Origin of the sequence: Serratia sp. H1w, assembly GCF_000633355.1 — a bacterium.
Taxonomy (GTDB): Bacteria; Pseudomonadota; Gammaproteobacteria; order Enterobacterales; family Enterobacteriaceae; genus Chania.
In genome coordinates this window covers 22,049-45,637 of the sequence record NZ_AYMQ01000040.1, presented here as the reverse complement: position 1 = coordinate 45,637, position 23,589 = coordinate 22,049, and the positions used below count along the sequence as shown (strand labels likewise).

At 53.5% G+C, this 23,589-nt stretch carries 18 protein-coding genes; 7 read left to right on the top strand and 11 right to left on the bottom strand.

What is annotated here, in order from left to right:
* The first annotated feature begins 307 nt into the window (after positions 1–307).
* Together iolC and U869_RS0107185 are read left to right on the top strand one after the other, a co-directional pair.
* Positions 308–2,248 (top strand): 5-dehydro-2-deoxygluconokinase, encoded by a 1,941-nt coding sequence (iolC, locus tag U869_RS0107190; protein ID WP_025119284.1) that lies wholly within the window; start codon positions 308–310, stop codon positions 2,246–2,248.
* Positions 2,249–2,455: 207 nt separating this feature from the next.
* The gene (locus tag U869_RS0107185) at positions 2,456–3,292 is read left to right on the top strand and encodes a MurR/RpiR family transcriptional regulator (RefSeq protein ID WP_025119285.1); all 837 of its coding nucleotides are present in this window, start codon (positions 2,456–2,458) and stop codon (positions 3,290–3,292) included.
* Between the two features lie 62 nt (positions 3,293–3,354).
* On the opposite strand, the gene iolB is transcribed toward U869_RS0107185, so the two are convergent.
* Complete coding sequence (iolB, locus tag U869_RS0107180) at positions 3,355–4,164, bottom strand: 5-deoxy-glucuronate isomerase (RefSeq protein WP_029987222.1); 810 nt, start codon at positions 4,162–4,164, stop codon at positions 3,355–3,357.
* Between the two features lie 110 nt (positions 4,165–4,274).
* Positions 4,275–5,780 carry a CoA-acylating methylmalonate-semialdehyde dehydrogenase gene (locus U869_RS0107175; protein ID WP_025119286.1) on the bottom strand — a complete coding sequence of 502 codons (1,506 nt, stop codon included), beginning with the start codon at positions 5,778–5,780 and terminating at the stop codon, positions 4,275–4,277.
* Positions 5,781–6,342: 562 nt separating this feature from the next.
* Between U869_RS0107175 and U869_RS0107170 the strand changes: the two genes are divergently transcribed.
* Positions 6,343–7,779: a sugar porter family MFS transporter gene (locus U869_RS0107170; RefSeq protein WP_025119287.1), complete on the top strand. Its 1,437-nt coding sequence runs from the start codon at positions 6,343–6,345 to the stop codon at positions 7,777–7,779.
* 34 nt (positions 7,780–7,813) lie between these two features.
* Entirely contained in the window at positions 7,814–8,650 is an 837-nt protein-coding gene (locus U869_RS0107165; protein WP_025119288.1) for a TIM barrel protein, read from the top strand.
* Positions 8,651–8,712: 62 nt separating this feature from the next.
* On the opposite strand, the gene fetB is transcribed toward U869_RS0107165, so the two are convergent.
* The 5 genes from fetB to U869_RS0107140 form a co-directional block, all read right to left on the bottom strand.
* The gene (fetB, locus tag U869_RS0107160) at positions 8,713–9,486 is read right to left on the bottom strand and encodes an iron export ABC transporter permease subunit FetB (RefSeq protein WP_025119289.1); all 774 of its coding nucleotides are present in this window, start codon (positions 9,484–9,486) and stop codon (positions 8,713–8,715) included.
* Positions 9,473–10,150, bottom strand: coding sequence for an iron ABC transporter ATP-binding protein FetA (gene fetA / locus U869_RS0107155; RefSeq protein ID WP_025119290.1), 678 nt, complete (start codon positions 10,148–10,150; stop codon positions 9,473–9,475). The genes fetB and fetA overlap by 14 nt, the downstream gene beginning before the upstream one ends.
* A 494-nt stretch (positions 10,151–10,644) precedes the next feature.
* Positions 10,645–10,947, bottom strand: coding sequence for a hypothetical protein (locus U869_RS32160; RefSeq protein WP_025119291.1), 303 nt, complete (start codon positions 10,945–10,947; stop codon positions 10,645–10,647).
* A gap of 692 nt (positions 10,948–11,639) precedes the next feature.
* A complete protein-coding gene (locus U869_RS0107145; RefSeq protein WP_025119292.1) occupies positions 11,640–12,380 on the bottom strand; it encodes a hypothetical protein in 741 nt (246 codons plus the stop codon).
* Between the two features lie 166 nt (positions 12,381–12,546).
* Complete coding sequence (locus U869_RS0107140; RefSeq protein ID WP_025119293.1) at positions 12,547–13,740, bottom strand: NAD(P)/FAD-dependent oxidoreductase; 1,194 nt, start codon at positions 13,738–13,740, stop codon at positions 12,547–12,549.
* A 305-nt stretch (positions 13,741–14,045) separates the two neighbouring features.
* Here U869_RS0107140 and pitA point away from each other — a divergent pair, with 305 nt between their 5' ends.
* Positions 14,046–15,554, top strand: coding sequence for an inorganic phosphate transporter PitA (gene pitA / locus U869_RS0107135; protein ID WP_025119294.1), 1,509 nt, complete (start codon positions 14,046–14,048; stop codon positions 15,552–15,554).
* Between the two features lie 64 nt (positions 15,555–15,618).
* On the opposite strand, the gene uspB is transcribed toward pitA, so the two are convergent.
* Positions 15,619–15,954: a universal stress protein UspB gene (gene uspB / locus U869_RS0107130; RefSeq protein WP_025119295.1), complete on the bottom strand. Its 336-nt coding sequence runs from the start codon at positions 15,952–15,954 to the stop codon at positions 15,619–15,621.
* A gap of 539 nt (positions 15,955–16,493) precedes the next feature.
* Here uspB and uspA point away from each other — a divergent pair.
* A complete protein-coding gene (gene uspA / locus U869_RS0107125; protein WP_021181773.1) occupies positions 16,494–16,928 on the top strand; it encodes a universal stress protein UspA in 435 nt (144 codons plus the stop codon).
* Positions 16,929–17,110: 182 nt separating this feature from the next.
* Positions 17,111–18,454, top strand: coding sequence for an NADP-specific glutamate dehydrogenase (gdhA, locus tag U869_RS0107120; protein ID WP_025119296.1), 1,344 nt, complete (start codon positions 17,111–17,113; stop codon positions 18,452–18,454).
* A 67-nt stretch (positions 18,455–18,521) separates the two neighbouring features.
* Here gdhA and U869_RS0107115 read toward each other — a convergent pair whose 3' ends face one another.
* The 3 genes from U869_RS0107115 to prlC all read right to left on the bottom strand — a co-directional run bounded on the left by U869_RS0107115 (position 18,522) and on the right by prlC (position 23,554).
* On the bottom strand, positions 18,522–20,414 hold the full coding sequence (locus U869_RS0107115) for a bifunctional UDP-sugar hydrolase/5'-nucleotidase (protein WP_025119297.1): 1,893 nt from the start codon (positions 20,412–20,414) through the stop codon (positions 18,522–18,524).
* Between the two features lie 342 nt (positions 20,415–20,756).
* Positions 20,757–21,503 (bottom strand): 16S rRNA (guanine(1516)-N(2))-methyltransferase RsmJ, encoded by a 747-nt coding sequence (rsmJ, locus tag U869_RS0107110; protein WP_025119298.1) that lies wholly within the window; start codon positions 21,501–21,503, stop codon positions 20,757–20,759.
* 8 nt (positions 21,504–21,511) lie between these two features.
* The gene (prlC, locus tag U869_RS0107105; RefSeq protein ID WP_025119299.1) at positions 21,512–23,554 is read right to left on the bottom strand and encodes an oligopeptidase A; all 2,043 of its coding nucleotides are present in this window, start codon (positions 23,552–23,554) and stop codon (positions 21,512–21,514) included.
* Positions 23,555–23,589 lie beyond the last annotated feature (35 nt).

Here is a 23,589-nt window from a genome sequence, read left to right as displayed (position 1 = left end):
ATTAGACATAAAGTCATCATAGCTCGTGTTCAACAGACGCGCCCATTCCTCGATCGAACCAGTAAACATCAAGATGGCCTCCGTTTGTGCCGTCCATTTCAGCAACAGGTTGTTCTGTCAATGATAATGCGCTCTGGTGGCCAGTTTCCCGTGACAAGCCGCTTTTAAATGCATCACATTTTCGGGGTATAAATTTCATTTAATATTGAAATTGAAATTTTTATTCCTCATAATTCGATCCATGCTTCCTGCTTACCTCCTCTACCGGGTCGCAATCGGTTTTGCTTAATGACAGAAGGAAACGGGTATGGCCACACAACAAAAACAGCTTGATGTCATTTGCCTAGGGCGCATCGCTGTCGATTTTTATGCTCAACAAATCGGCGCACGCCTGGAAGATGCCAGCTCATTCTCCAAATACCTTGGCGGCTCTTCCGGCAACGTGGCTTACGGCACCGCGATCCAAGGGCTAAAGTCCGGCATGCTGGCACGTGTGGGGGATGAGCACATGGGCCGTTTCCTACGTGAAGAGCTTCAGCGCGTCGGTGCCGACACGCGGAGCCTAATCACCGATAAGCAGCGCCTGACCGGCCTGGTGATCCTGGGTATCAAGGATCAGGAAACCTTCCCACTGATTTTCTACCGCGAAAACTGCGCCGATATGGCGCTGACGCCCGATGATATTGATGAAAACTACATTGCCTCATCACGCGCCTTGGCAATCACCGGCACCCACCTTTCCCATCCCAAAACGCGCGCAGCGGTGCTAAAAGCATTGGAGTACGCCCACCGTCACGGGCTACGTACCGCATTGGATATCGATTATCGGCCGGTGTTATGGGGGCTAACCTCATTGGGCGATGGCGAAACTCGCTTTATCGAATCGGAGAAGGTGACTCGCGAGCTACAGGAAGTTTTGCACCATTTCAATCTCATTGTGGGAACCGAGGAAGAGTTCCATATCGCGGGTGGCAGTACCGATACACTGGTTGCGCTGCAAAACGTTCGTCAGGTTACCCAGGCTACCTTGGTGTGCAAACGTGGGGCGCAAGGCTGCTCGGTATTTGAAGGGGAGATCCCGGCCAATTGGCAGCAGGTCAAACTGCACTCCGGCGTTCGCGTTGAGGTTTTGAACGTGCTCGGCGCAGGTGATGCCTTTATGTCTGGCCTGCTGCGCGGCTATCTCAATGACGAGGGCTGGGATCAAGCCTGTCGCTACGCCAATGCCTGCGGCGCACTGGTGGTGTCACGCCATGGCTGCGCCCCCGCGATGCCGACCAAGCTGGAACTGGACGATTACCTGCAACGCGAACAAGAAGTGAAACGCCCGGATCTGGATGCCCGCCTGAACCATCTGCACCGCGTTACCACACGTAAGCAGCAGTGGCCTGAGCTATGTGTATTCGCCTTCGATCACCGCAAGCAATTGGCGGAGATGGCGCGTGGATCAGGCGTGAGCACGGAACGGATCCCACAGTTAAAAACACTGTTGTTGGCTGCCGCACAGGCTGCGGCTGCAGAGGCAGGATTGCACGGCAACAGCGGCATTCTTGCCGATACGACTTACGGCCAGGCGGCGCTGAATGCCATTACTGGCCAGGGTTGGTGGATTGGCCGCCCGGTGGAGTTACCAAGCTCCCGCCCTTTACGGTTGGAGCACGGTAATATTGGCTCGCAACTGATCGACTGGCCACAAGAGCATGTGGTCAAATGCCTGGTCTTTTATCATCCACAGGATGCTGAGGCGCTGCGGCGTGAACAGGATGAGTTGATCGTTGACGTATATCATGGCTGCTGCAAATCAGGTCATGAGCTGCTGTTAGAGGTCATTTTGCCAGAGAGCAATGCCGACAAAGACGAGCGCAACTATTTGCAGGTAATGGAACATTTCTACCGGTTGGGCGTTCAACCAGACTGGTGGAAGTTGCCGCCGCTTAGCGCCGCCAACTGGCAAAAAGTGGGTGAATTGATTGAAACTCACGATCCGTTCTGCCGCGGGGTGTTAATCCTCGGGCTAGACTCTCCGCAGGAAACGCTGAAAGCCGGATTCGCCGCGGCTGCCGATGCCCGCTGGGTAAAAGGCTTCGCGGTTGGCCGCACTATTTTTGGCGCTCCATCACGCCTTTGGCTGCAAGGTGAGATCGATGATGCCGGGCTGATCGAACAGGTGAAACAGAAATACCTGACGCTGATCGGTTTCTGGCGACAATATCGCTCGCAGCCTGCGAGTCAAACCAACCAGCGCTGAGTCTGCGCGTTGACGAACCCGCCCCTTAAAGTGATTTTCACTGCTTTAAGGGGATTTTTTTGCCGATTTTCTGTGAACTAACGCAACCGGCGATGGAATAAATCGCTTTTTGTCGAAATGAAATGTCCGCACCATCTGTTAGAATAACCGGACACTATTTTAAGCGTATCAACCAATACGCTTCAGCCAATACTGCGAGCCGAATGGATGACTAACCCAACTCAACTTTCGCTGTTACAGGACGAGATACGCCGCCGTTATGAAACGCTGAGCAAGCGCTTGAAACAGGTGGCACGTTACATCCTGGATAACAGTAACAGCATTGCTTTCGATACCGTTGCCTCCATCGCCGCGCAGGCCAGCGTGCCACCTTCTACCCTGATCCGTTTCGCCAACGCCTTTGGTTTCAGCGGCTTCAACGAAATGAAACAGGTCTTCCGCCAGCATTTGATGGAAGAAACGGTGAACTATACCGAGCGTGCACGCCTGTTCCGCCAAACCTCCACCGACGACAGCGTTGCCCCGGAAAAGCCGGCGGAAATCCTCAACGTGTTCACGATGGTCAACTCGCAGGCGCTGCAACAGTTGGCGATGCAAACCAGCGCCGAGCAATTGGATCGGGCAGTAGAACTGCTGAATAGCGCGGAAAATATTTACGTGATCGGCCTACGCCGCTCATTCAGCGTGGCTTCTTATTTCACCTATGCCCTGCGCCATCTGGAAAGGCGAGCCTTCCTGATCGATGGATTAGGCGGGATGTTTACCGAGCAGCTCAGCATGGTGAAACCCAAGGACGTGGTAGTTGCCATCAGCTACTCACCTTATGCCAAAGAGGCGGTAGAACTGGTTGAGTTGGGAGCCAAGCAGGGCGCACAGCTAATCGCCATTACCGACAGCCAGGTCAGCCCGCTGGCCGCCTTTAGCGACGTCTGTTTTGTGGTGCGTGAAGCTCAGGTTGACGGGTTCCGCTCGCAGGTGGCCTCCATGTGCCTGGCGCAGACGCTAGCGGTATCCTTGGCGTTGAATAACGCCAAGGAGTTGTAATTACAGAGCGGGCGCGGTATGTGGCTAATCGGGCGCTGCATGCGGCGCCCCTACATAGTCGATCAATAGCTGTCGCTGTTGATCCAGGCGTGATCTTTTTCCCAGGTGAACTTCCACATGCGTACCGGCCCCGCCATCACGTTAAGATAGTAGTTGTCATAACCGGCCAAGGTGGCCACCGGGTGGTAACCACGCGGTACTTTCACCACGTCGCGGTTATACACCGGCATACACTCATCCAACGAGCGATCGTCGGTATAGACGCGTTGCAGGCAGAACCCTTGCTCAGGGTTAAGACGGTGATAATAGGTCTCTTCCAGGTAGGTTTCGTCCGGGCAGTTTTCCTGGTCGTGCTTATGGCTTGGGTAGGAGCTGGTATTGCCTTCGTCGGTATAGACCTCCACCACCAGCAGACTGTCGGCCGGTTGGCTGTCCGGCAGAATATTGTGCACCAGCCGTTGGTTACGGCCTTTACCCCGCCGTTCTACGCCGACATCGGCCGGAGTGATCAGGCGTGAAGGCAAGTGTCCTTCACCCGGTGCGCTGCATACCGCCAGTTCCAGATCGGTTTCTGCCCGCACCTCAACATGATCATGATGCGGAACATAAACGGAATAAGGTGGAGTACGCTCAAAGGGACTCATCCGCTTGCCAATGTGGGGATATTCCGCACGTTGAGTTGCCACAGAGGCAATTCCCGCCACCAGCACCAGGCAAAGCTCCTTATCGCCACTAGCCAACTGCAACGACTGCCCAGCCGCTAGCCGATAGACCTCGAACCCGACAAAACGCCAGTGGGCATTTTCTGGGGTAACTGACTGAATACGCCCCTGGGCATCCGGTTGCTGACATTTCGCAAGTAGTGATGACATGACCATTCTCCTTTAATCCCGTACTTATAAATGTGGCTACAAGGCGTTGATACCAGCAACAGCGGCCGCTATCCCGATGGAATAACGGCCCCGGTTTATCTGGCTGCGACTTAGCCCAGCGTTGGCATACTGTATTCGGAGACCGTTTGCTGGCCAGTTGGCCAACGGGCGGTAGCCGTCTTCATGCGGGTATAGAATCGCACGCCGTCCGTGCCATGTACGTTAAGCGCACCAAATACCGAGCGTTTCCAGCCACCAAAGCTGTGGAAGGCCATCGGTACCGGTACCGGCACGTTAACCCCGACCATCCCCGCCTGAACCTCATGCACAAACTGGCGAGCATAGTGGCCGTTATTGGTAAAGATAGCGCTGCCGTTACCAAATTCGTGGCTGTTCACCGTATCGATAGCCGTTTGGTAATCTGCCACACGCACAATACCCAGCACTGGCCCGAAGATCTCCTCGCGGTAGATGCGCATATCCGGTGTGACGTTATCAAATAGAGTTCCCCCTACGTAATAACCTTCCGGATAACCCGGTACCTGATAATTGCGGCCATCAACCACCAGCGTTGCACCTTCTTCGACGCCAATATCAATGTACCCCAGCACCTTTTTCTGATGGACGGATGAGACCAGCGGCCCCATTTCGTTTTCTTCACCACCTTGCTGCATACCCGGCCCAACGCGCAGTTGGGCGATCAGCGGTTTGAGTTTGGCAATCAGTTTATCTGCGGTGCTATCACCGACGACAACGGCCACCGGCAGTGCCATACAACGCTCGCCGGCTGAGCCAAATGCCCCTCCCATCAACGCATTGACCGTAGCATCCAGATCCGCATCCGGCATGACGATAGCCTGATTTTTAGCGGCCCCAAAAGCTTGTACACGTTTACCGTGGGCGCTGGCAGTGGTGTAAATATGTTCCGCAACGGTGGATGAACCGACAAAGCTCACCGCCTGAATGCGTGGATCGGTACAAAGCTGTGAGGCTTCTTCATTGCCACAGTGCACCACGTTGAACACCCCATCCGGCAGACCCGCCTCTTTCAGCAGTTCGGCCAGACGCACGGAAGCAGAAGGCACCAGCGCAGGGGGCTTCAACACGAAGGTATTGCCGCAGGCCAGTGCGATAGGGAACATCCACATCGGCACCATGGCTGGGAAGTTAAACGGTGTAATCCCTGCCACTACGCCCAGCGGCTGCATCAGCGAGAAACTGTCTACGCCCGTGCCCACGTCCGGTGAGAACTCCCCTTTGATCAGGTGCGGAATGCCACAGGCAAACTCCACCACTTCCATGCCGCGGGTCAATTCACCCAGCGCATCGGAATAGACTTTGCCATGCTCGCTGACGATCAACTGTGCCAGTTCTTCACGGTGCTGCTCTAGCAATGCTTTGAAATTGAACATGATACGCGCCCGGCGTAGCGGCGTGGTGCGCGCCCAGTCGGTAAATGCCTGATGGGCGACATCAATAGCCTGTTTCACCTCGGCGGCGGTGCTCTGTGTCACACGACGTTCAACCTGGCCGGTCGCCGGATTGTGCACGTCGACGGTCTGATGACTGCTGCTCAGGCAAACCTGCTCACCAATAAAGTTACCCACGGTTTTCATGTTTCACCCTCTTTAAAGTCCGCTATCGCCACGGCTCGACGCGTTGCCGCATGCCGTGACGCTCATCGTGCCGCCTGCAAGAGTACGGCCCACAGGCAGATTAAATCCTGACCAGATGAATCAAACTCTATTTCATTGAAAAAAAAGTTTCAAATAAAATATTTTAGAAAATTTGTTTTTAGCGCCACCGATCGCAAATTTGTCATGTCAGTCAGCCGAATGCAGGGTCGCGAATAAATCTATCTGCGATCCAGTAACGGCAGGGCCTTACCTACTAATCCCTAGTTTTTATAAAGATACGTTTTTTCGCCAGGGCGGGTCAGTTTTCCAATGATCCATGCAGATCAGCAGAGCCATTTGCGCTATTTACACTCAAATTTTTGAACTGGATCTAAAAATTAATATTTCATTATTCACTAATTATGAAATAAATGTTCTTGTCTGGTAAAGGACACCCTGATAAACACCGCCTTGATGACAGGCACGGTTCACCCTTCTGCCTCCCTCGACCCCTACAAGTCACCCAAGTAGGCAGAAGCCAGGATAAAAATCGGAGCAACATATGTCACATCAGCGTAAACACAATACTGGGTATATTCTGCGCATCTGCGGGATTGCAGCACTCGGTGGCATTCTGTTTGGTTACGACACCGCCGTGATTTCCGGCGCGATCGAAGCCCTTAAAAGCTACTTTGACCTTAGCCCGGCAGAGACCGGCTGGGCCGTTTCCAACGTGGTGATCGGTTGTGTGGTCGGTGCCTTTGGTGCCGGGCCGCTGGCCGGGCGTTATGGGCGTAAAAAAGCTCTGGTTGTCGCCGCCTTGCTGTTTACCATTTCTGCGGTCGGTGCTGCCTTGGCTACCACCTTCACCTGGTTTGTTATCTATCGCATCATTGGGGGGCTGGCCGTCGGGCTCGCCGCTACGGTATCCCCCATGTATATGTCGGAAGTCTCGCCGAAAGATATGCGGGGCCGGGCGCTCAGCATGCAGCAGTTCGCCATTGTGTTCGGCCAGATCGTGATTTTTTACGTTAACTTCAAGATTGCCAGCTACGCCAGCGAAGCCTGGCTGGTTGAAATGGGCTGGCGCTGGATGATTGGCTCAGAGGTTATTCCCTGCCTGCTGTTTACTGCCCTGGTCTTTATCATCCCTGAGTCACCACGTTGGAGCGTAATGGTAGGGCGCGACGACCAGGCATTAGCCATGTTGACCCGCGTTTCAAATGCGGAGCACGCACAAAGCGTGCTGAAAGAAATCAAAGACTCGGTTCGCCAGGACGAACAGCACCGCAAACAGAAACTGAATTACAGCGATGTACGCGTACGCTTCATTCTGTTTGTCGGCTGCATGATTGCCATGCTGCAACAGGTAACCGGGGTTAACGTGATGATGTACTACGCCCCCGTCGTGCTGAAAACCGTGACCGAAAATGCGCAGGAAGCCCTGTTCCAGACAATCTGGATCGGCGTATTGCAACTGGTCGGCTCGGTGATCGGCGCAATGTTGATGGATCGCATAGGCCGTATCCCATTGATGCGCTGGGGCACTTTGGGCACCATCGTTGGCCTGCTGATCACCTCTTATGCCCTGTATACCCAAGCCACCGGCTACTTCGCACTGTTTGGCATGCTGTTCTTTATGGTGTTCTACGCCATGTCGTGGGGCGTGGGTGCCTGGGTACTGGTCTCTGAAATCTTCCCTAACCGTATGCGTTCACAGGGGATGAGCATTGCCGTTGGCTGTATGTGGCTGGCTAACTTCGTGGTAGCCCAGAGCTTCCCGATGATCAATGACCAGCCTTATCTGTTCTCGACCTTCCACGGGGCTTTCCCAATGTGGGTCTTTGCCGTCTGCTGCCTGTTCAGCTATTGGTTTATCGCCCGCTTTATCCCGGAAACCAAAGGGGTATCGCTGGAAAAAATGGAAGATGTGGTAATGGCAAAACGCTATCGCCAGCCGTTACCTGAAATCGTACCGGTAGAAGATGGCAAAGCCTGAATCTACCCCCCAATATCTCCAGGAGTGATGCACTATGGCCATTGCATTAGAACGTTTTTGTATCAACCGTAAGATCGCCCCTAACCTTGAGCTGGAGAAGTTCTTCCAGTTGGTGAAGAAGTGTGGGCTGAGCAAGGTCGAACTGCGGAACGATATGCCAAGCGGTAAAGTGACCGACAACCTGAGCAACGAGCAGCTAAATGCATTAGCCACGGAGTTCGGCATTGAGATCGTCACCATTAACGCCTTGGGGATGTTCAACCTGTTAGAAGACCAGACTGCACTGTTGAAAAACGCCGAGGCGCTGCTGATCCAGGCGAAAGCGATCCACAGCAAGGCCTTGGTAATGTGCCCACATTGCAGCACCAGCGATCGGCGTAGCGAGGTACAGAAGAGGCAAGATACGCTGGCAGCCCTACAACTGCTGGCCCCACTCTTTAAACAATATGGCGTCGAAGGCTATGTCGAGCCGCTAGGCTTTGGCATCAGTTCGCTACGCTCTTCCCTGCTGGCTCAATCAATCATTCACGACTCTGGCGCGCCCTATAAGCTGGTGCTGGATACTTTCCATCACTACCTGAGCGACGTGACACAACCTGAGTTCGACGCTCAGATTCGAGTTGAGCAGATTGGTTTGGTGCATCTCTCAGGCGTCGAGGATCCACGCATCAAAGGCGCATTGAGCGATGAAGAACGCATTATGCTGAGCGATAAAGACCGGTTGGCGAGCGTAATCCAAGTGCAGAACCTGGAGCGTTTGGGCTACCAGGGGATCTATTCCTTCGAGCCGTTCTCTTCACAACTCAATACTTGGACAGAGGGCGATATCGAACGTGAGATCCGCCAAAGTATCGCATTGCTGCAGGGATAAACGCATAGCCCCCGTGGGTTCGGGGGCTTCGCTTTCCACATACGGCGTAGCGTGAAAGGTGCCTATTTGAGCGTGCGAACCACCAGTTGATCACGCTGATTGTAAAACTTCCGATAAGCCAGATAGCAGGCGATGATGGTTGACAGGCTGGCGGTAGAAAGCAGCATAAATGTCACCATAATCTGATACTTGATGGCTTTTACCGGATCGATACCGGCAAAGATCAAGCCGGACATCATTCCTGGCAGGCTAACCAGCCCCACCGTTTTAGCGGAATCTATCGTCGGGATCAGCGATGCACGAATACTGTCACGGATCAGTGCCGCAGAAGCGAATTTAGGGGAAGCGCCCAGGCTGAGCATTTCCTGGATCTTCTGCTGTTGGTCTTTAAAACGCTGCCCAAGGTTGTTGTAACACAGACCCACCGCCACCATCGCGTTGCCCGCAATCATGCCAGAGATAGGGATCACCTGCATTGGCGTAAAGGCAATCGAGCCACTCAATACCAACACTAGTAGCGTTAACGACGCCCCGGTAGTAATGGCAATAAACGAAATGGTAAACGCGTTATCAATATATTTACTGCGTTTTTTCGCGTTATATGCCGCATTGAAGCAGATAAACAGCACCATTAACACCGTTAATATTTCATTATCGACATCAAAGATATACTTCAAAACATAGCCGACGATGACCAGCTGTACCACCGCGCGGCAAATGCTCCAGATAATGTCTTTCTCCAGCGCCAACTTCTCTTTGTGACTGATCAGAATCGCAACCAGCACTAGGAGCATCGACAGACCCAATGACTCGTTGGTGATATTATGCTGATTCATGGGGGGACTCCTGGCTGTTGACGCGACTCACTGGCAAGGTGATCACCTCGTCAGCATGCTCGATTTCATCTTTATCATGCGTAACCCATAGCACCGCCAGACCTTGATCGGCCACTAAGCGCTGGATCAACTCGTTGACGTTTCGCTTGTTGTCTTCATCCAGAGCACTGGTGATCTCATCAAGCAGCAGTACCTTTGGCATAAACTGCAGATTCCGGATCAAGGAAATACGTTGCTTCTCACCGCCAGAGAGTTCGTCGATACCTTTTTTCAACATGCTATCCGGCAATGCCAACTGTGCCAGACCCTCATGCATTTTCTTCTCATCAGGTTTCAACTGGCGAATTTGATAGGGTAACGCCAGGTTATCGTAGACGGTATTACCAAACAGAACTGGCGTTTGGGAGCAATAAGAAACCTGCTTACGGTACTCTTCCGGGGCAATATCATCGATATTTTTACCGTTGAAGGTAATGCTGCCACGGATTGGGCTAAGTAAGGAGGAAACTATCTTTAACAAGGTGCTTTTGCCACACCCTGAAGGCCCGGTGATCAGCTTGAATTCGCCTAACTTCAAGGTGAAAGAAACGGCGTCCAGGATAACCTGCTCGTCGATTTGATAATGGACTCCCTCCAATACCAGTATTTCATTACTGCCCTTCATGCTCACTCCAGCTTGTTACACGACTCCCCTTTTTCAGCTGCGAACTGCTGGCCGCAAGCTGAAATCCATGAGGGTATTTTCTGCCTGTAAAAACATTCAGGCAAGCCGTTAGTCAGTCCGTGAAGCAGTTAGGGTAAGACATGCCGAGAACTGCTGGTATGAAAAAAGGTTACTGGGCCGAGCGGCATTGAGGTAACTCTTGGCGGCGGATTAATACTGCACGAATACGGCTGACAGTATTAACACTCAACGACAGGGTTATATGTCTGCGTGTAAAAATAATTAATATTAAGCTGGGCGGCAATCATAAGGATCCGCTAAGTTATATCAGTGAAAAAAATGAGACATTTACCTTATATTGCCCCTGAGCCCTACACGTAAATTACTGCCTCACTTCAGAATACGCTGAAATAAATAGCTCGCTAATAGCGCGGTGTACCATACTAACCAAAAAGCAACCCCTCGCTAAAATAGAAGGGGCACTAATGGAACTGTCAGGGTTCGATCTGAGCGCGCAAGTACCCTAATGCACTTTGGCTATAGCTCTCCCCTGGGGCTAGCTTTTCAATCAGGCCCTGGGCTTCCAGCACCATACCGAGGCGATGTAATTCCTGATGCTGCGGAAGCACATCGGCAAACGCATTCAGCAGGATAATCGACGGCATGATTTTTTCTGCACAAGTCCCTACGGCACCAGGTTCATCCCCCCTGGCTGGACAGGGTAGACTGTCCAGATGACGATGTTGGCATGCCTGTAACAAGGTAATTGCCTGTTGAATTTCATGACTCCATGGCATAACCACTTTCCTCTAAGACTCTTTGCCTTGCCAAGATTTGAATAATGAGCAGCACGTTAACATGCATTAACGACACACAACAAAACGTAAACGCCCCTAACCAAGCTGGCCCTATACAAGATAGGTTTTTCCAGCCATGGTTTATTGATATAGGTCACATTGCACAAAGATCGCCGATTTTTTATATTGCCACCATTGTTAAGACAATTCGCAGAATTGCACCAGAGCCACTTTTTTACTGAAAAAAAGATAAAATTCCTATCGGCGTTTTGACCTGTTCCTAAGCGAAATTGGGTAAAAAAAAACGGGTTTTCCCGCAAGTTACCTCTTAAAGCCAATAGGAAAACGCGATCAGCAGATAAAGAGGAATATTCTGCAAAAACCCAAGAATTGCAAAAATAAAATTATTACCACCCAGACAATTCCTATACACCATTTATTATGTTGAAAACCTGCCAAAACCTTAGTCCTGGCAGCCAAGTGCAACGCGATAAGCAGGGATCGGTGCTCTTTAGGGAATGGGGTGCCATTTTCGGTAAGGAAGCAGTGCTCACACCCTCTGGCTCAGCAGCGCACTGTATGTTCGATAGCCACGATGGAGCACGGGAGATCCTGCGTCATCGACTTAAAACAGGGAGAAGTTGTCTGGTCTGTAGCCCGGTAGGCAGAATACCGACCGGGCTTTTCTGTCATTACTTTTTCTTACAAGGGGCCGGGGCGTATTGCGAATCGCCTGGGAACGCCTGTGGTTGGCAATCCGGCAAGCCTGGCTTTGCCATTTCATAAACCGCTACACCAATCACGCCGGTATTCTCTATTTCGCCCGCCAGCGAACTCGCGGCGTAGGAGTCATCCGGTTTTGCGAAACGGAACGCGGCAACGGACGAATCACTTTTACGGAAGCCCTCAATCACCAGCGTCCCTTTTGGTGACACCAGATAGCCGGAATTGCGCAGAGAACCACTGCGGCCAGAGATCACGTCGAGGCCGTCAACGGCAGTGACTACCTCATAGGTTTTACTGGGGCTGGTGTTATAGAAAAACAGCTGGTAGCGCTCACCGTCATTGGCTGAGAAGGAAAACTCGCCGCTTTTATAACGATTAAGCGCGAAATCACGGTTGTGTTCGGTCTGCACTCGCATTCTGACAGAGGACAACACGATCTCATTGGTGTATTGCCCATTACTGGCAGGAGCCGCGCTGTAAAGCACCTTGGCGACGCTATCGGGTGTCTGGCGCAGACGCGTTGCGTCTACCGTGGTCACTTTGGAGCTCACGTCCTCGCCCCAAGCCGTTCCCAGTTTATGTTCCTGGGCAACCGGAGCCGGTGCAGAGGCCGATTCAGCCGCCGTGCGCGAAGAGGTAAGAGATTGGCTACAGCCGGCAACCAGCACCAGAGAGGCCAGCAAGGCTAAACCGCATTTGATTTTCATGAGCAGAACTTTCCATGTAATTATTTGAATAATAGAGTGCGCTTGTCTGAACGTACGAGCCGACCCCATTATTAGTTAATGACTTGCACTGTTCCTATCGCCAATGCTCCTAAAGTGGACGATTGATTATCCACACGGGCGCAGCATCGCATGGCTGGGTAATATTCTATTGTTTAGCCAAGGCCAGAGCACAGGCCCAGGCAGAACTCCAGGCCCACTGGAAGTTATAGCCGCCCAGCCAGCCCGTCACGTCTACCACTTCACCGATAAAGTACAGGCCCGGCACCTTGTTCGCTTCCATGGTTTTGGAAGAAAGCGCCTTGGTATCCACACCGCCCAGAGTCACTTCCGCTGTACGGTAGCCCTCGGTGCCATTGGGCTGTACACGCCAGCTCTGCAAACTTTCTACCAACGCCGCCTGCTGCGCGGGATTGAGCTGCTTGAGCGTGGCCTCTGGTAGTTGTCCCAACTCCTGCAACAATTCCACCAGGCGCTTGGGCAGGTGCAAAGCCAAGGTATTTTTCAGGCTCTGATTGGGATGTGCCTGGCGCTGTTCGTTCAGGAAGCCCGCCAGGTCAAGCGTAGGAAGTAAGTTAATGCTCACAAACTCACCAGGCTGCCAGTAGCTGGATATCTGCAAGATAGCCGGGCCGGAAAGCCCGCGGTGAGTAAACAGGATGCTTTCGCGGAAACTGGTGCCATCCTCTGCCGTAACCACGGCAGGAACCGAAACGCCAGACAGCGCCTGAGATTGCTCCAGCAACGGCTTATGCAGTGTAAAAGGCACCAAACCAGCCCGAGTGGGTAATACTTTCAGGCCAAACTGTTCTGCCAGCTTATAACCAAAGGGTGTGGCCCCCAGGCCCGGCATCGAAAGTCCGCCGCTCGCCACCACAAGTGAGCGAGCACTTACACTCTCTCCGTTAAGCGCCAATTCGAAGCCAGCGTCGGTTTTTTCGACGCTCAGCACTTCGCTGCGCAGGCGTGTGACTACCTGACCCAGCTCGCACTCCTTCACCAACAGCTCGACCACCTGTTGCGCTGAGTCATCACAAAACAGCTGCCCCAGCGTTTTTTCGTGATAGGCGATACCGTAGCGGTTAATCAGATCGATAAAATCCCATTGGGTATAACGCGCCAATGCCGATTTGCAGAAATGAGGGTTATTCGAGAGATAGGCTGCCGGTTCTACCGACATATTGGTAAAGTTGCAGCGCCCACCGCCAGACATCAGGATCTTGCGGCCTGGTTTTTTACCGTTGTCGAGTAACAGTACCCGGCAACCGAGTTGCCCTGCCTGCGCAGCACAAAACATCCCAGCGGCACCCGCACCAATAACGACAACATCGAACTGTTCCACCCAGACCTCTCTTTGCAATAACCACAACAATCGCGGCAAGTAGCGCGCATTTTACGCCATTTCGCTGCCTGTATACCGCTAAATCCACGGTGAGGGATTGTAAAGGCATCGGTGGGCAACGCCAACGTAAGAAAATGTTAACGGGCGTAAATAGCGGTAACATGCTGAAATTGCATCGATTCAGCCGTGACCAAGCGCCCCTTGGCAGCAGGCAAATTAAAAAAACGTCATATTTTCCTTTTCCCCGACACCGGTTGTCGCCGATAATGCGCGGCGTTCATGTCCACAAACCTGGCGTAACGCTTATGCTGCATTTGTTCACTGGCCTGGATTTCCATACCGGCCTGATGTTAATTCTCGCATTGTTGTTCGTGCTGTTCTATGAAGCCATTAACGGCTTCCATGATACGGCCAATGCGGTCGCTACTGTAATTTATACCCGTGCTATGCGCTCGCAAATTGCGGTCGTTATGGCTGGCCTGTTCAACTTTCTTGGCGTGATGCTCGGCGGTTTGAGTGTTGCCTACGCCATTGTGCACCTGCTACCAACCGATCTGTTGTTGAACGTCAGTTCAGCACACGGGTTAGCCATGGTCTTCTCCATGTTGTTGGCGGCAATTATCTGGAACCTCGGCACCTGGTATTTCGGGCTGCCGGCCTCCAGCTCCCACACCCTGATTGGCGCCATTATCGGTGTCGGCTTGACCAATGCGTTGGTGACCAACACCTCCGTGGTTGACGCGCTGAACGTGCCAAAAATGATCACCATTTTCCTGTCACTCATCTTCTCACCGCTGGTCGGGATGATGATTGCCGGACTGATGGTGTTTGTGCTGCGCCGTTATTGGAGCAATACCAAAAAACGTCAGCGTATTCATATGACTCCGGCGGAACGTGAGAAGGTCGATGGCAAACGTAAGCCACCGTTCTGGACGCGTATCGCGCTGATCCTGTCGGCTATCGGCGTGAGCTTCTCACACGGCGCGAACGACGGTCAGAAAGGTATCGGTCTGATTATGCTGGTGCTGATCGGTGTTGCTCCTGCGGGCTTCGTGCTCAACATGAGTGCGACCGGTTACGACATTACCCGTACTCGTGATGCCGTGAGCCACCTGCAGCAATTCTACCAACAGCATGGCGATTCACTGGCGCATGTCAGCGTGCAGGCACCATTGGTTCCTGCACCGACAGATGTGGTGACACCAACGCCTAATCAGCCAGTGGAATTCCATTGTGACAGTTCACGTGCGCTGATCGCCGTAGACCGTTCCCTGAGCCTGCTGAACAATCTGCAAAGCTACGATCAACTGACGGTTGACCAGCGCAGCCATCTGCGCCGCCTGCTGATGTGCGTAACGGAAACCGCAGACAAGGTTGCCAAGCTGCCGGAAACCTCACTCGACGACCAACGTTTCCTGAAGAACCTGCGTTCAGACCTGCTGGAAACCGTTGAGTATGCACCAACCTGGATTATCGTAGCGGTGGCCTTGGCGCTGTCTCTCGGTACCATGGTGGGCTGGCGTCGTGTTGCTACGACTATCGGTGAGAAAATCGGTAAGAAAGGCATGACCTACGCTCAAGGGGTGTCGGCACAGATGACGGCCGCCCTGTCGATTGGCGTGGCCAGCTACACCGGTATGCCAGTCTCCACCACCCACGTACTCTCTTCGGCGGTTGCCGGGACGATGATCGTGGACGGTGGTGGCGTACAGAGCAAAACCGTCAAGAACATCCTGCTGGCCTGGGTACTGACCCTGCCAGTCTCGATCCTGCTTTCCGGCGGCCTGTATTGGCTGGCGCTGAAAGTGATCTGACGATTGCCCAGCAAGACAATGGCGGCCACATGGCCGCCATTTTTTTTGCCCTGAAACCCGCGGGCTAATACCAGATTGCCAACGCCACCAGGCTGATAACCACCAGGCCACACAGCGAAGATGTCAGCACAAACTGGCTGCGCACACGCTGACAGCGGCGGATAAACTCCGGATCATGATGCTCAACATAGCGTTGCGTGAAGATATAGCGCACCAGGCGTATCTGCTTGCTCGGCTGGCCGTGCGAAGTAAAGAACCCCCCGCCATCGACATATTGGTACAGTAACGGGTCGCAGCCGCGCAAAACAAAGAGCAGCGCACGCAGAGAAGAAAAATACCGGGCCATGTTAATCACACAGACCACACACAATGCCCAAAACAGCGCGATGGTACTAATCATGATTGCCCCCTCAAGGCGTTGCCATCCCGGCTACCCGCCGGGCCAACGGCCCTACTTCATACCTTATGCTGCCGGAGCCTTGGCTCCCATCCCCCTAGCACCTTACGGACCCGAAGATACCCACAACCTCTGACCGCTTTGCAACGATCAGAGGAAATAAGCGGGGTCCACATTCACTAGTGTAGAATAATGAAACGCAAACAGATCCCGGTGCCGGATAAAATTTACAGTCAGAGCAAAATTCTTCATCTACCCGCTCTGCGCCCGGAAAACAGACATAGGCTATACTTTGGACAACAATGCTTATAATTCAATCGTTCAAACGACGGATAGCCGTATAAGCCATAGGATTTTTTGCCCTGGCAGTGTAAAACGGGTGGGTAAACGTATAAACCAGGGCGATTGATGCGATGCAGTGTGATCGCCCCAACATATCACTGTGTTATCTGAATGGTACTATGCAGGTAAGGCGAAAACGCCAAGCTGGAACACTGAATGCCTGCCCCCTTTAATCGGCATTATATGGAAGGAGTATTCTCATGGCTTACAAACACATACTGATTGCGGTTGACCTATCACCGGAAAGCAAAATCCTGGTCGAGAAAGCGGTTTCAATGGCGCGGCCGTACAATGCCAAGGTCTCTCTGATCCACGTTGATGTAAATTATTCCGATCTGTATACCGGCCTGATCGACGTTAATCTTGGCGATATGCAAAAACGTATTTCCGAAGAAACCCACCATGCGTTAACCGAGCTGTCGCAGAATGCGGGCTATCCAATCACCGAGACCCTGAGCGGCAGCGGCGATCTGGCGCAGGTGCTGGTTGATGCTATCAAGAAATACGATATGGACCTGGTGCTGTGCGGACACCACCAGGATTTCTGGAGCAAATTGATGTCCTCTGCGCGCCAGTTAATCAACACGGTACACATCGATATGCTGATTGTGCCGCTGCGCGACGAAGAAAAGTAAGTATTCGCTAACCTGTTTGACCAACGCCCGCCCTGCGCGGGCGTTTTTCATTGATCCCCGTTATTTATTGCTTGTTAATCAGCCACCCCACAGTGATATAGTCGAGGTAGACACAACATCCTCCCCAACTGTGAGACACATCATAAAAACAGGGGAACCAATATGCTAAACAGGAGCTATCCATGGAACAGGCTGTATCGCTAGAATCCTTTCTAAAATCCTTACAACGTCATAACTCGCACCAACCGGAATATCTGCAGGCAGTGCGCGAAGTCTTTACTTCTCTGTGGCCATTCATTGAACGTAACCCGCATTATCGTGACCACGCGCTGTTAGAGCGCCTGGTAGAGCCTGAGCGTATCATTCAGTTTCGCGTCAGTTGGATCGACGATCAGGGCAAAGTTCAGGTCAACCGTGCCTACCGTATCCAGTTCAACTCCGCCATTGGGCCGTACAAAGGAGGGATGCGTTTCCACCCTTCGGTGAATACCTCCATTCTGAAGTTCCTCGGTTTTGAACAGACCTTCAAGAATGCCCTGACCACGTTGCCTATGGGCGGCGGCAAGGGGGGCTCAGACTTTGATCCTAAAGGTAAAAGCCAGGGCGAAGTCATGCGCTTCTGCCAATCGCTGATGACCGAACTGTACCGTCACCTGGGCCCGGATACCGACGTGCCAGCCGGGGATATCGGCGTGGGTGGTCGCGAAGTTGGCTTTATGGCCGGCATGATGAAAAAGCTGTCGAACAATACCAGCTGCGTATTTACCGGGAAGGGCCTGTCGTTCGGCGGTAGCCTGATCCGCCCGGAAGCCACCGGCTACGGCCTGGTTTACTTCACCGATTCCATGCTGCAACGCCATGGCTTGGGCTTTGAAGGGATGCGTGTCGCGGTTTCCGGTTCCGGCAACGTGGCGCAATACACCATTGAGAAAGCGTTGGAGCTGGATGCGCGAGTGATCACCGTTTCCGATTCTGGCGGTACCGTGGTGGACGAAGCAGGCTTCACCACCGAAAAACTGGCGCATCTGGCTGAAATCAAAAACCAGCGCTATGGCCGGGTTGCCGATTACGCCCGCGAACGTGGCCTGACCTTCCTGGCCGGTGAAAGCCCGTGGAACGTGCCGGTGGATATTGCTCTGCCTTGTGCTACCCAGAACGAACTGGATCTGGAAGCCGCACAGGTGCTGATCCGCAACGGCGTCAAAGCCGTGGCCGAAGGTGCCAATATGCCAACCACCATCCAGGCGACCGATGCCTTCCTGGAAGCGGGCGTGCTGTTCGCGCCGGGTAAAGCCGCCAACGCCGGTGGTGTTGCCACTTCCGGGCTGGAGATGGCACAAAACGCCGCACGCCTTAACTGGCGAGCAGAGAAAGTCGATATCCGTTTACGTCATATCATGGCGGATATCCATCAGTCCTGCGTTGAATACGGCGGCGAAGGCAAGCAAACGCATTACGTGCACGGCGCCAACATTGCCGGGTTCGTCAAGATTGCCGATGCGATGCTGGCTCAGGGCGTGCTCTAACCTCCCCACTCCATGAAAAATGCCGGCATATTGCCGGCATTTTTTTGCCTTGTTAACGAGATCTACTTCAGTTAATCGCTTCGATAATCACTATCTGGTCGTTCAAGCGCTGTTTGGCGACGGGATCGGTCACCGCTTGCGCCTGTTGTTGCAGCGCCACAATCTGCTGCTTCATCGCTTGAGGATCCTTAAACAGCAGCCCTTTGACGTTGATGGAGGCCACGTTGCTATAACGGCCGTCATCGGTGGTCGGCACGCTGATTTTGCCGTCATTAAGCAGTTGGTCCACAATCTTGCGCTCACGCTCGTAGCCTTCCAGCCCCACCAGCTGCCAACGCTGCATGGTTTTGCCCTGATACTCACCTTTCTTCACCTCGGTCAGATAACGGATGGTGAGATTACGGATCGTCCCGGCTTCCTCACCAAATTCCGCCTTGGTATCTGACAGCACCGGGAACTGCATCCCTTCCAGTACGCCGCCTTTCTGCGTCAGGTGGCCCATGCGATAGCTGTTCATCCCCAACTGGATCGGCGTGCTGTCGGTCACTGGCGTACCGTCGTTCAGCTTCAACTCGGTAATACGTTGCCCAACCGGTTGGCGCAGATCGATGGTATAGGTCACGCCATCAAAGAAGTCATTGGTCGAATACTTGGACGCCCGCCGCTGCGGGTTGAAGCTGTAGGTAACATCGCCATCATGCTGCTGATTGAAGTAGTCCGCTGACCACTCCATGTACTTTTTCAGTTCTTTACCGGTCAACTGGTAGACGGTGATTTCACCACCGGCATATTGATAGTTGAAGGCGATATCCTTGGCGGTTATGGTGCCCACATTCAGCTTCGGCTTATCGTTATCAATCTGCAAGGCGATCACCTGCGCCTTGGGCGCGTAATGACGGGCCGCTTCCTGATACAGCGCGCTGATTCCGGTATCCTGAATATGCACCTGCGGGATGCCTTTCACCGCGTCTGGCGGCACCAGATCCTGGCCGGTCAGTTGGGCAATCGGCCGGTTGGCGTTGGCACGCAGGGTGGTATGGAATGGCTGGTAGATCTCTTCGAGCTTTTTATCGGAGGTGACGCCTTTGATCGGATAGGTGTAGCTGTCTTTGTTGATCAGGACATATTTGCCGTTTTGCTGCTCAAATTGCAGATCGATGCGCGACAACGCACGGCCATATTTGTCCGGTTCGGTGACGATCACACCGTTGATCACCTCTTTATCCACCTTAACGTGCATATGTCCGGCAACGATCGCTGCCAGCTCCGGGTTGGCCCGCGCAATGTCGCCCACACCAGTACCTGGCCGCTGGTTCTCATTATCGATCCCCATATGGGCCACCAGTACGATGGCGTCTACCTGTCCGTGGATCTGCTGGATCACCGTCTTCACCGCCTGCACCGGATCGGTAAACGTCAGGCCATCGATGCGATCGGTGCCCTTGGCAAATTCCGCAGTCATCGGCGTATCCATGCCGATAATGCCAATCTTCACCCCTTGGCGCTCAACGATCTTATATGCCGGTAGGTAAGGCTTGCCGCTGTCCCAAAAGATATTGCCCGCCAGCGCCGTTCCTTTGAACTGGCTGAGGGGGGTTGCCAGCGCTTTCAGGCCAAAATCGAACTCGTGGTTGCCCATCACCCATACGTCATAGTCCAGCGCGTTAAAACCGAGGATCATCGGGCTGGTTTTGTCATTCTTGAAAGTTTCAACAAAGTTGCCCTGAATGGTGTCCCCGGCGTCAACCAGGATCACGTTCGGCTGTTGGGCACGCACTTTGTGTACCTGAGTGGCAATCTGGCTCAGGCTGCCCGCCAGGTTTTCGGTATCGGTAGAGTAATCCCAAGGCACGAAGGTGCCATGCAGATCGGAAGTGCCCAGAATGGTGATATTTACCGGTTCAGCGGCCATAGCAGAGGTACTCAAGCAAAGCAGCAGGGAAAGCAGCGTCTTTTTCATCATGAAATTTCATTATAGTTGATTGTAATTAAACAGGATTATGAGACGTACATCTCAGCGTTACCAGTGAGATTACAGAATGAACACGGGAAATGTGAGTCAGTTCAATGAATTCCCCTCACCCCAGCCCTCTCCCGATGTAAAGGCTGAGAGTTTCATAAACACTTGTATGGGGAGAGGGAGCTAACCTGGAGTCGCGGTCAGGTGCAAGAGATAATCTGTGGCACGATCGGTCCCCTCTCCCTGTGGGAGAGGGCTAGGGTGAGGGGCACCACGGCACGCTAGCCAAGTATTGCGTTGCTTAACTGACTAACATTACTCCTTAGGGTTAGGAAGAGGGGCTCACAGCGGCATATAAATATCGAAACGGTGGTTCTTGGTCGTCGTCGCGGCATGAGCAGGAACATCAGCCAGCGGCGGAGCATAGTCCGGGCGTTTCACCACAATCCGTTTGGTCGCGAGCCTGCGGGCTGGCCCCAGCAAACCATCGGCATCGTCGTCACTGCCCACCAGCGACTGAAATACCCGCATCTCTTTTTTCACCAACGCGCTTTTCTGCTTATGGGGATACATCGGGTCGAGATACACCACTTCCGGGCGCGGATCGAGATCGCTCAGCGCCGTCAGGCTGGAGGCATGCAGTAACGTCATACGCTCACTCAGCCAAGGACCAATCTCTGCGTCCTGATAGCCCCGTTGCAGACCGTCATCGAGCAGGGCGGCAACCACTGGATTGCGCTCCAGCATACGAACATGGCAACCCAGTGACGCCAACACAAACGCATCACGCCCCAATCCAGCCGTTGCATCTACCACGCTAGGCACATAGCGGCCCTTGATCCCGACCGCTTTGGCCACCGCTTCGCCACGGCCGCCACCGAAACGCCGCCGATGGGCCATCGGGCCGGAAATAAAATCGACAAAGATAGCGCCAAGCTTTGGCTCGTCACGCTTACGCAGTTCCAAACGTTCTGGCGTCAGCACCAGCACCATCAATGCGTCCGGCTCGGAGACCAGTTGCCAACGCTCGGCCAGAATAGACAAGGCGCCGGGGTCGGCGCCTTCTTCACACAATAAAAACACGCTCACTTGGCGGGTTACCCTTTAATACCGTAATGGCGCAGCATAGCATCCAGCTTCGGTTCACGGCCACGGAAGCGTTTGAACAATTCCATCGGCTCTTCGGAACCCCCGCGTGACAAGATGTTATCGAGGAAGGATTTACCGGTTTCGGCGTTGAAAATCCCCTCATCTTCAAAGCGCGAGTAGGCATCAGCCGACAGCACTTCTGCCCACAGGTAGCTGTAGTAACCCGCCGCGTAGCCACCAGCAAAGATATGGCTGAACGCATGTGGGAAACGGCCCCAGCTTGGCGAAGGTATCACTGCCACCATTTTCTTCACTTCGGCTAAGGTTGGCAGGATCTGTGCCCCTTTCTCCGGGCTATATTCGGCGTGCATACGGAAATCGAACAGGCCAAACTCCAACTGACGCAGGATAAACAGCGCCGCCTGATAGTTTTTCGCCTCCAGCATTTTGTCCAGCAAGTCTTTCGGCAACGGCTCACCGGTCTGGAAGTGGCCCGAAATAAACGCCAATGCCTCCGGTTCCCAGCACCAGTTTTCCATAAACTGACTTGGCAGCTCTACCGCATCCCAAGGCACACCATTGATGCCAGAGACTCCGGCGGTATCGATCTGCGTCAGCATGTGGTGCAGGCCGTGGCCAAACTCATGGAACAGCGTGGTGACTTCGTTATGGGTAAACAGCGCCGGCTGGTCACCCAGCGGACGGTTAAAGTTACAGGTCAGATAAGCGACCGGCTTTTGCAATTCGCCATTGGCTTTACGCAGGCTGCCGACGCAATCATCCATCCATGCACCACCGCGCTTGTTCTCACGGGCATACAAGTCCAGATAGAAACTCCCGCGCAGTTCGCCCTTGGCATCGAACAGATCGAAGAAACGCACCTCCGGATGCCAGGTATCGACACCCTGCCGTTCTTTGGCTGTGATGCCGTAAATACGGTTAACCACTTCAAACAGGCCTTCCAGCACGCGCTGTTCTGGGAAATAAGGGCGCAGTTGCTCATCGCTGATGGAGAACAGGTGTTGCTTCTGCTTTTCGCTGTAATACGCCATATCCCAGGCTTCCAGCACTTCCGCCCCATAATGCTCTTTGGCGAAAGCGCTTACCTGTGCCAGTTCCTGCTCTGCCTGTGGGCGAGCACGCTTGGCCAGATCGCTCAGAAAACCGAGCACCTGCTCCGGGCTTTCGGCCATTTTGGTCGCCAGCGATTTTTCTGCATAGCTGGCAAAGCCCAGCAGCTGTGCCAATTCATGGCGCAGTGCCAGCGTTTCCGCCATCACTTCGCTGTTATCCCATTTACCGGCATTTGGCCCCTGATCGGAGGCGCGGGTGGTAAAGGCGCGATACATCTCTTCACGCAGCGCCTGGTTATCGGCATAGGTCATTACCGGCAGGTAGCTCGGCATGTCCAGCGTCAGCAACCAGCCTTGCTGCTCTTTGGCCTGCGCCATCGCCTGGGCTTGGGCCAGCGCGCTTTCTGGCAGACCGCTCAGTTCGCTGACGTCGGTAATCAGTTTGCTCCAGCCCATGGTGGCGTCGAGCACGTTGTTGCTATAGGTCGAACCCAGCTCGGACAGACGCGCAACGATCTCGCCGTAGCGCTTTTGTTTTTCTACCGGCAGGCCAATGCCTGACAGCTCAAAGTCACGCAGGGCATTTTCTACCGACTTGCGCTGTGGCGTGGACAGATTGGCGAAATCACTTCCCTCTTTCAGACTGCGATAGGCCTGATACAGCCCCTCGTGCTGGCCAACCCAGGTACCGTACTCGGAAAGCAACGGCAACGCCTGCTCATAGGCTTCGCGCAATTCCGGGCTGTTTTTTACCGAGTTCAGATGGTTGATTGGTGACCAGATACGCGATAGACGGTCGTCACACTCAGCCAGCGGCTCACACAAATTATCCCAGGTAAATGGCCCCGGTTGAGCAACCACCCGCTCGACCGCAGCGCGGCAATCCGCCAAGGCGGATGTCACCGCAGGGACGATATCTTCAGGGCGAATGGCAGAGAATGGCGGTAAGGCAAACGGTGTCAGCAACGGGTTGGTCATAGAGGAAGTCCTGATTAGGGTGGTTGGCCCGATGT

Excerpts from the sequence above, each read along its gene's own strand:
- iolC (WP_025119284.1), top strand. The coding sequence starts at position 308 with ATGGCCACACAACAAAAACAGCTTGATGTCATTTGCCTAGGGCGCATC.
- U869_RS0107185 (WP_025119285.1), top strand. The coding sequence starts at position 2,456 with ATGACTAACCCAACTCAACTTTCGCTGTTACAGGACGAGATACGCCGC.
- iolB (WP_029987222.1), bottom strand. The coding sequence starts at position 4,164 with ATGTCATCACTACTTGCGAAATGTCAGCAACCGGATGCCCAGGGGCGT.
- U869_RS0107175 (WP_025119286.1), bottom strand. The coding sequence starts at position 5,780 with ATGAAAACCGTGGGTAACTTTATTGGTGAGCAGGTTTGCCTGAGCAGC.
- U869_RS0107170 (WP_025119287.1), top strand. The coding sequence starts at position 6,343 with ATGTCACATCAGCGTAAACACAATACTGGGTATATTCTGCGCATCTGC.
- U869_RS0107165 (WP_025119288.1), top strand. The coding sequence starts at position 7,814 with ATGGCCATTGCATTAGAACGTTTTTGTATCAACCGTAAGATCGCCCCT.
- fetB (WP_025119289.1), bottom strand. The coding sequence starts at position 9,486 with ATGAATCAGCATAATATCACCAACGAGTCATTGGGTCTGTCGATGCTC.
- fetA (WP_025119290.1), bottom strand. The coding sequence starts at position 10,150 with ATGAAGGGCAGTAATGAAATACTGGTATTGGAGGGAGTCCATTATCAA.
- U869_RS32160 (WP_025119291.1), bottom strand. The coding sequence starts at position 10,947 with ATGCCATGGAGTCATGAAATTCAACAGGCAATTACCTTGTTACAGGCA.
- U869_RS0107145 (WP_025119292.1), bottom strand. The coding sequence starts at position 12,380 with ATGAAAATCAAATGCGGTTTAGCCTTGCTGGCCTCTCTGGTGCTGGTT.
- pitA (WP_025119294.1), top strand. The coding sequence starts at position 14,046 with ATGCTGCATTTGTTCACTGGCCTGGATTTCCATACCGGCCTGATGTTA.
- uspB (WP_025119295.1), bottom strand. The coding sequence starts at position 15,954 with ATGATTAGTACCATCGCGCTGTTTTGGGCATTGTGTGTGGTCTGTGTG.
- uspA (WP_021181773.1), top strand. The coding sequence starts at position 16,494 with ATGGCTTACAAACACATACTGATTGCGGTTGACCTATCACCGGAAAGC.
- gdhA (WP_025119296.1), top strand. The coding sequence starts at position 17,111 with ATGGAACAGGCTGTATCGCTAGAATCCTTTCTAAAATCCTTACAACGT.
- U869_RS0107115 (WP_025119297.1), bottom strand. The coding sequence starts at position 20,414 with ATGAAAAAGACGCTGCTTTCCCTGCTGCTTTGCTTGAGTACCTCTGCT.
- prlC (WP_025119299.1), bottom strand. The coding sequence starts at position 23,554 with ATGACCAACCCGTTGCTGACACCGTTTGCCTTACCGCCATTCTCTGCC.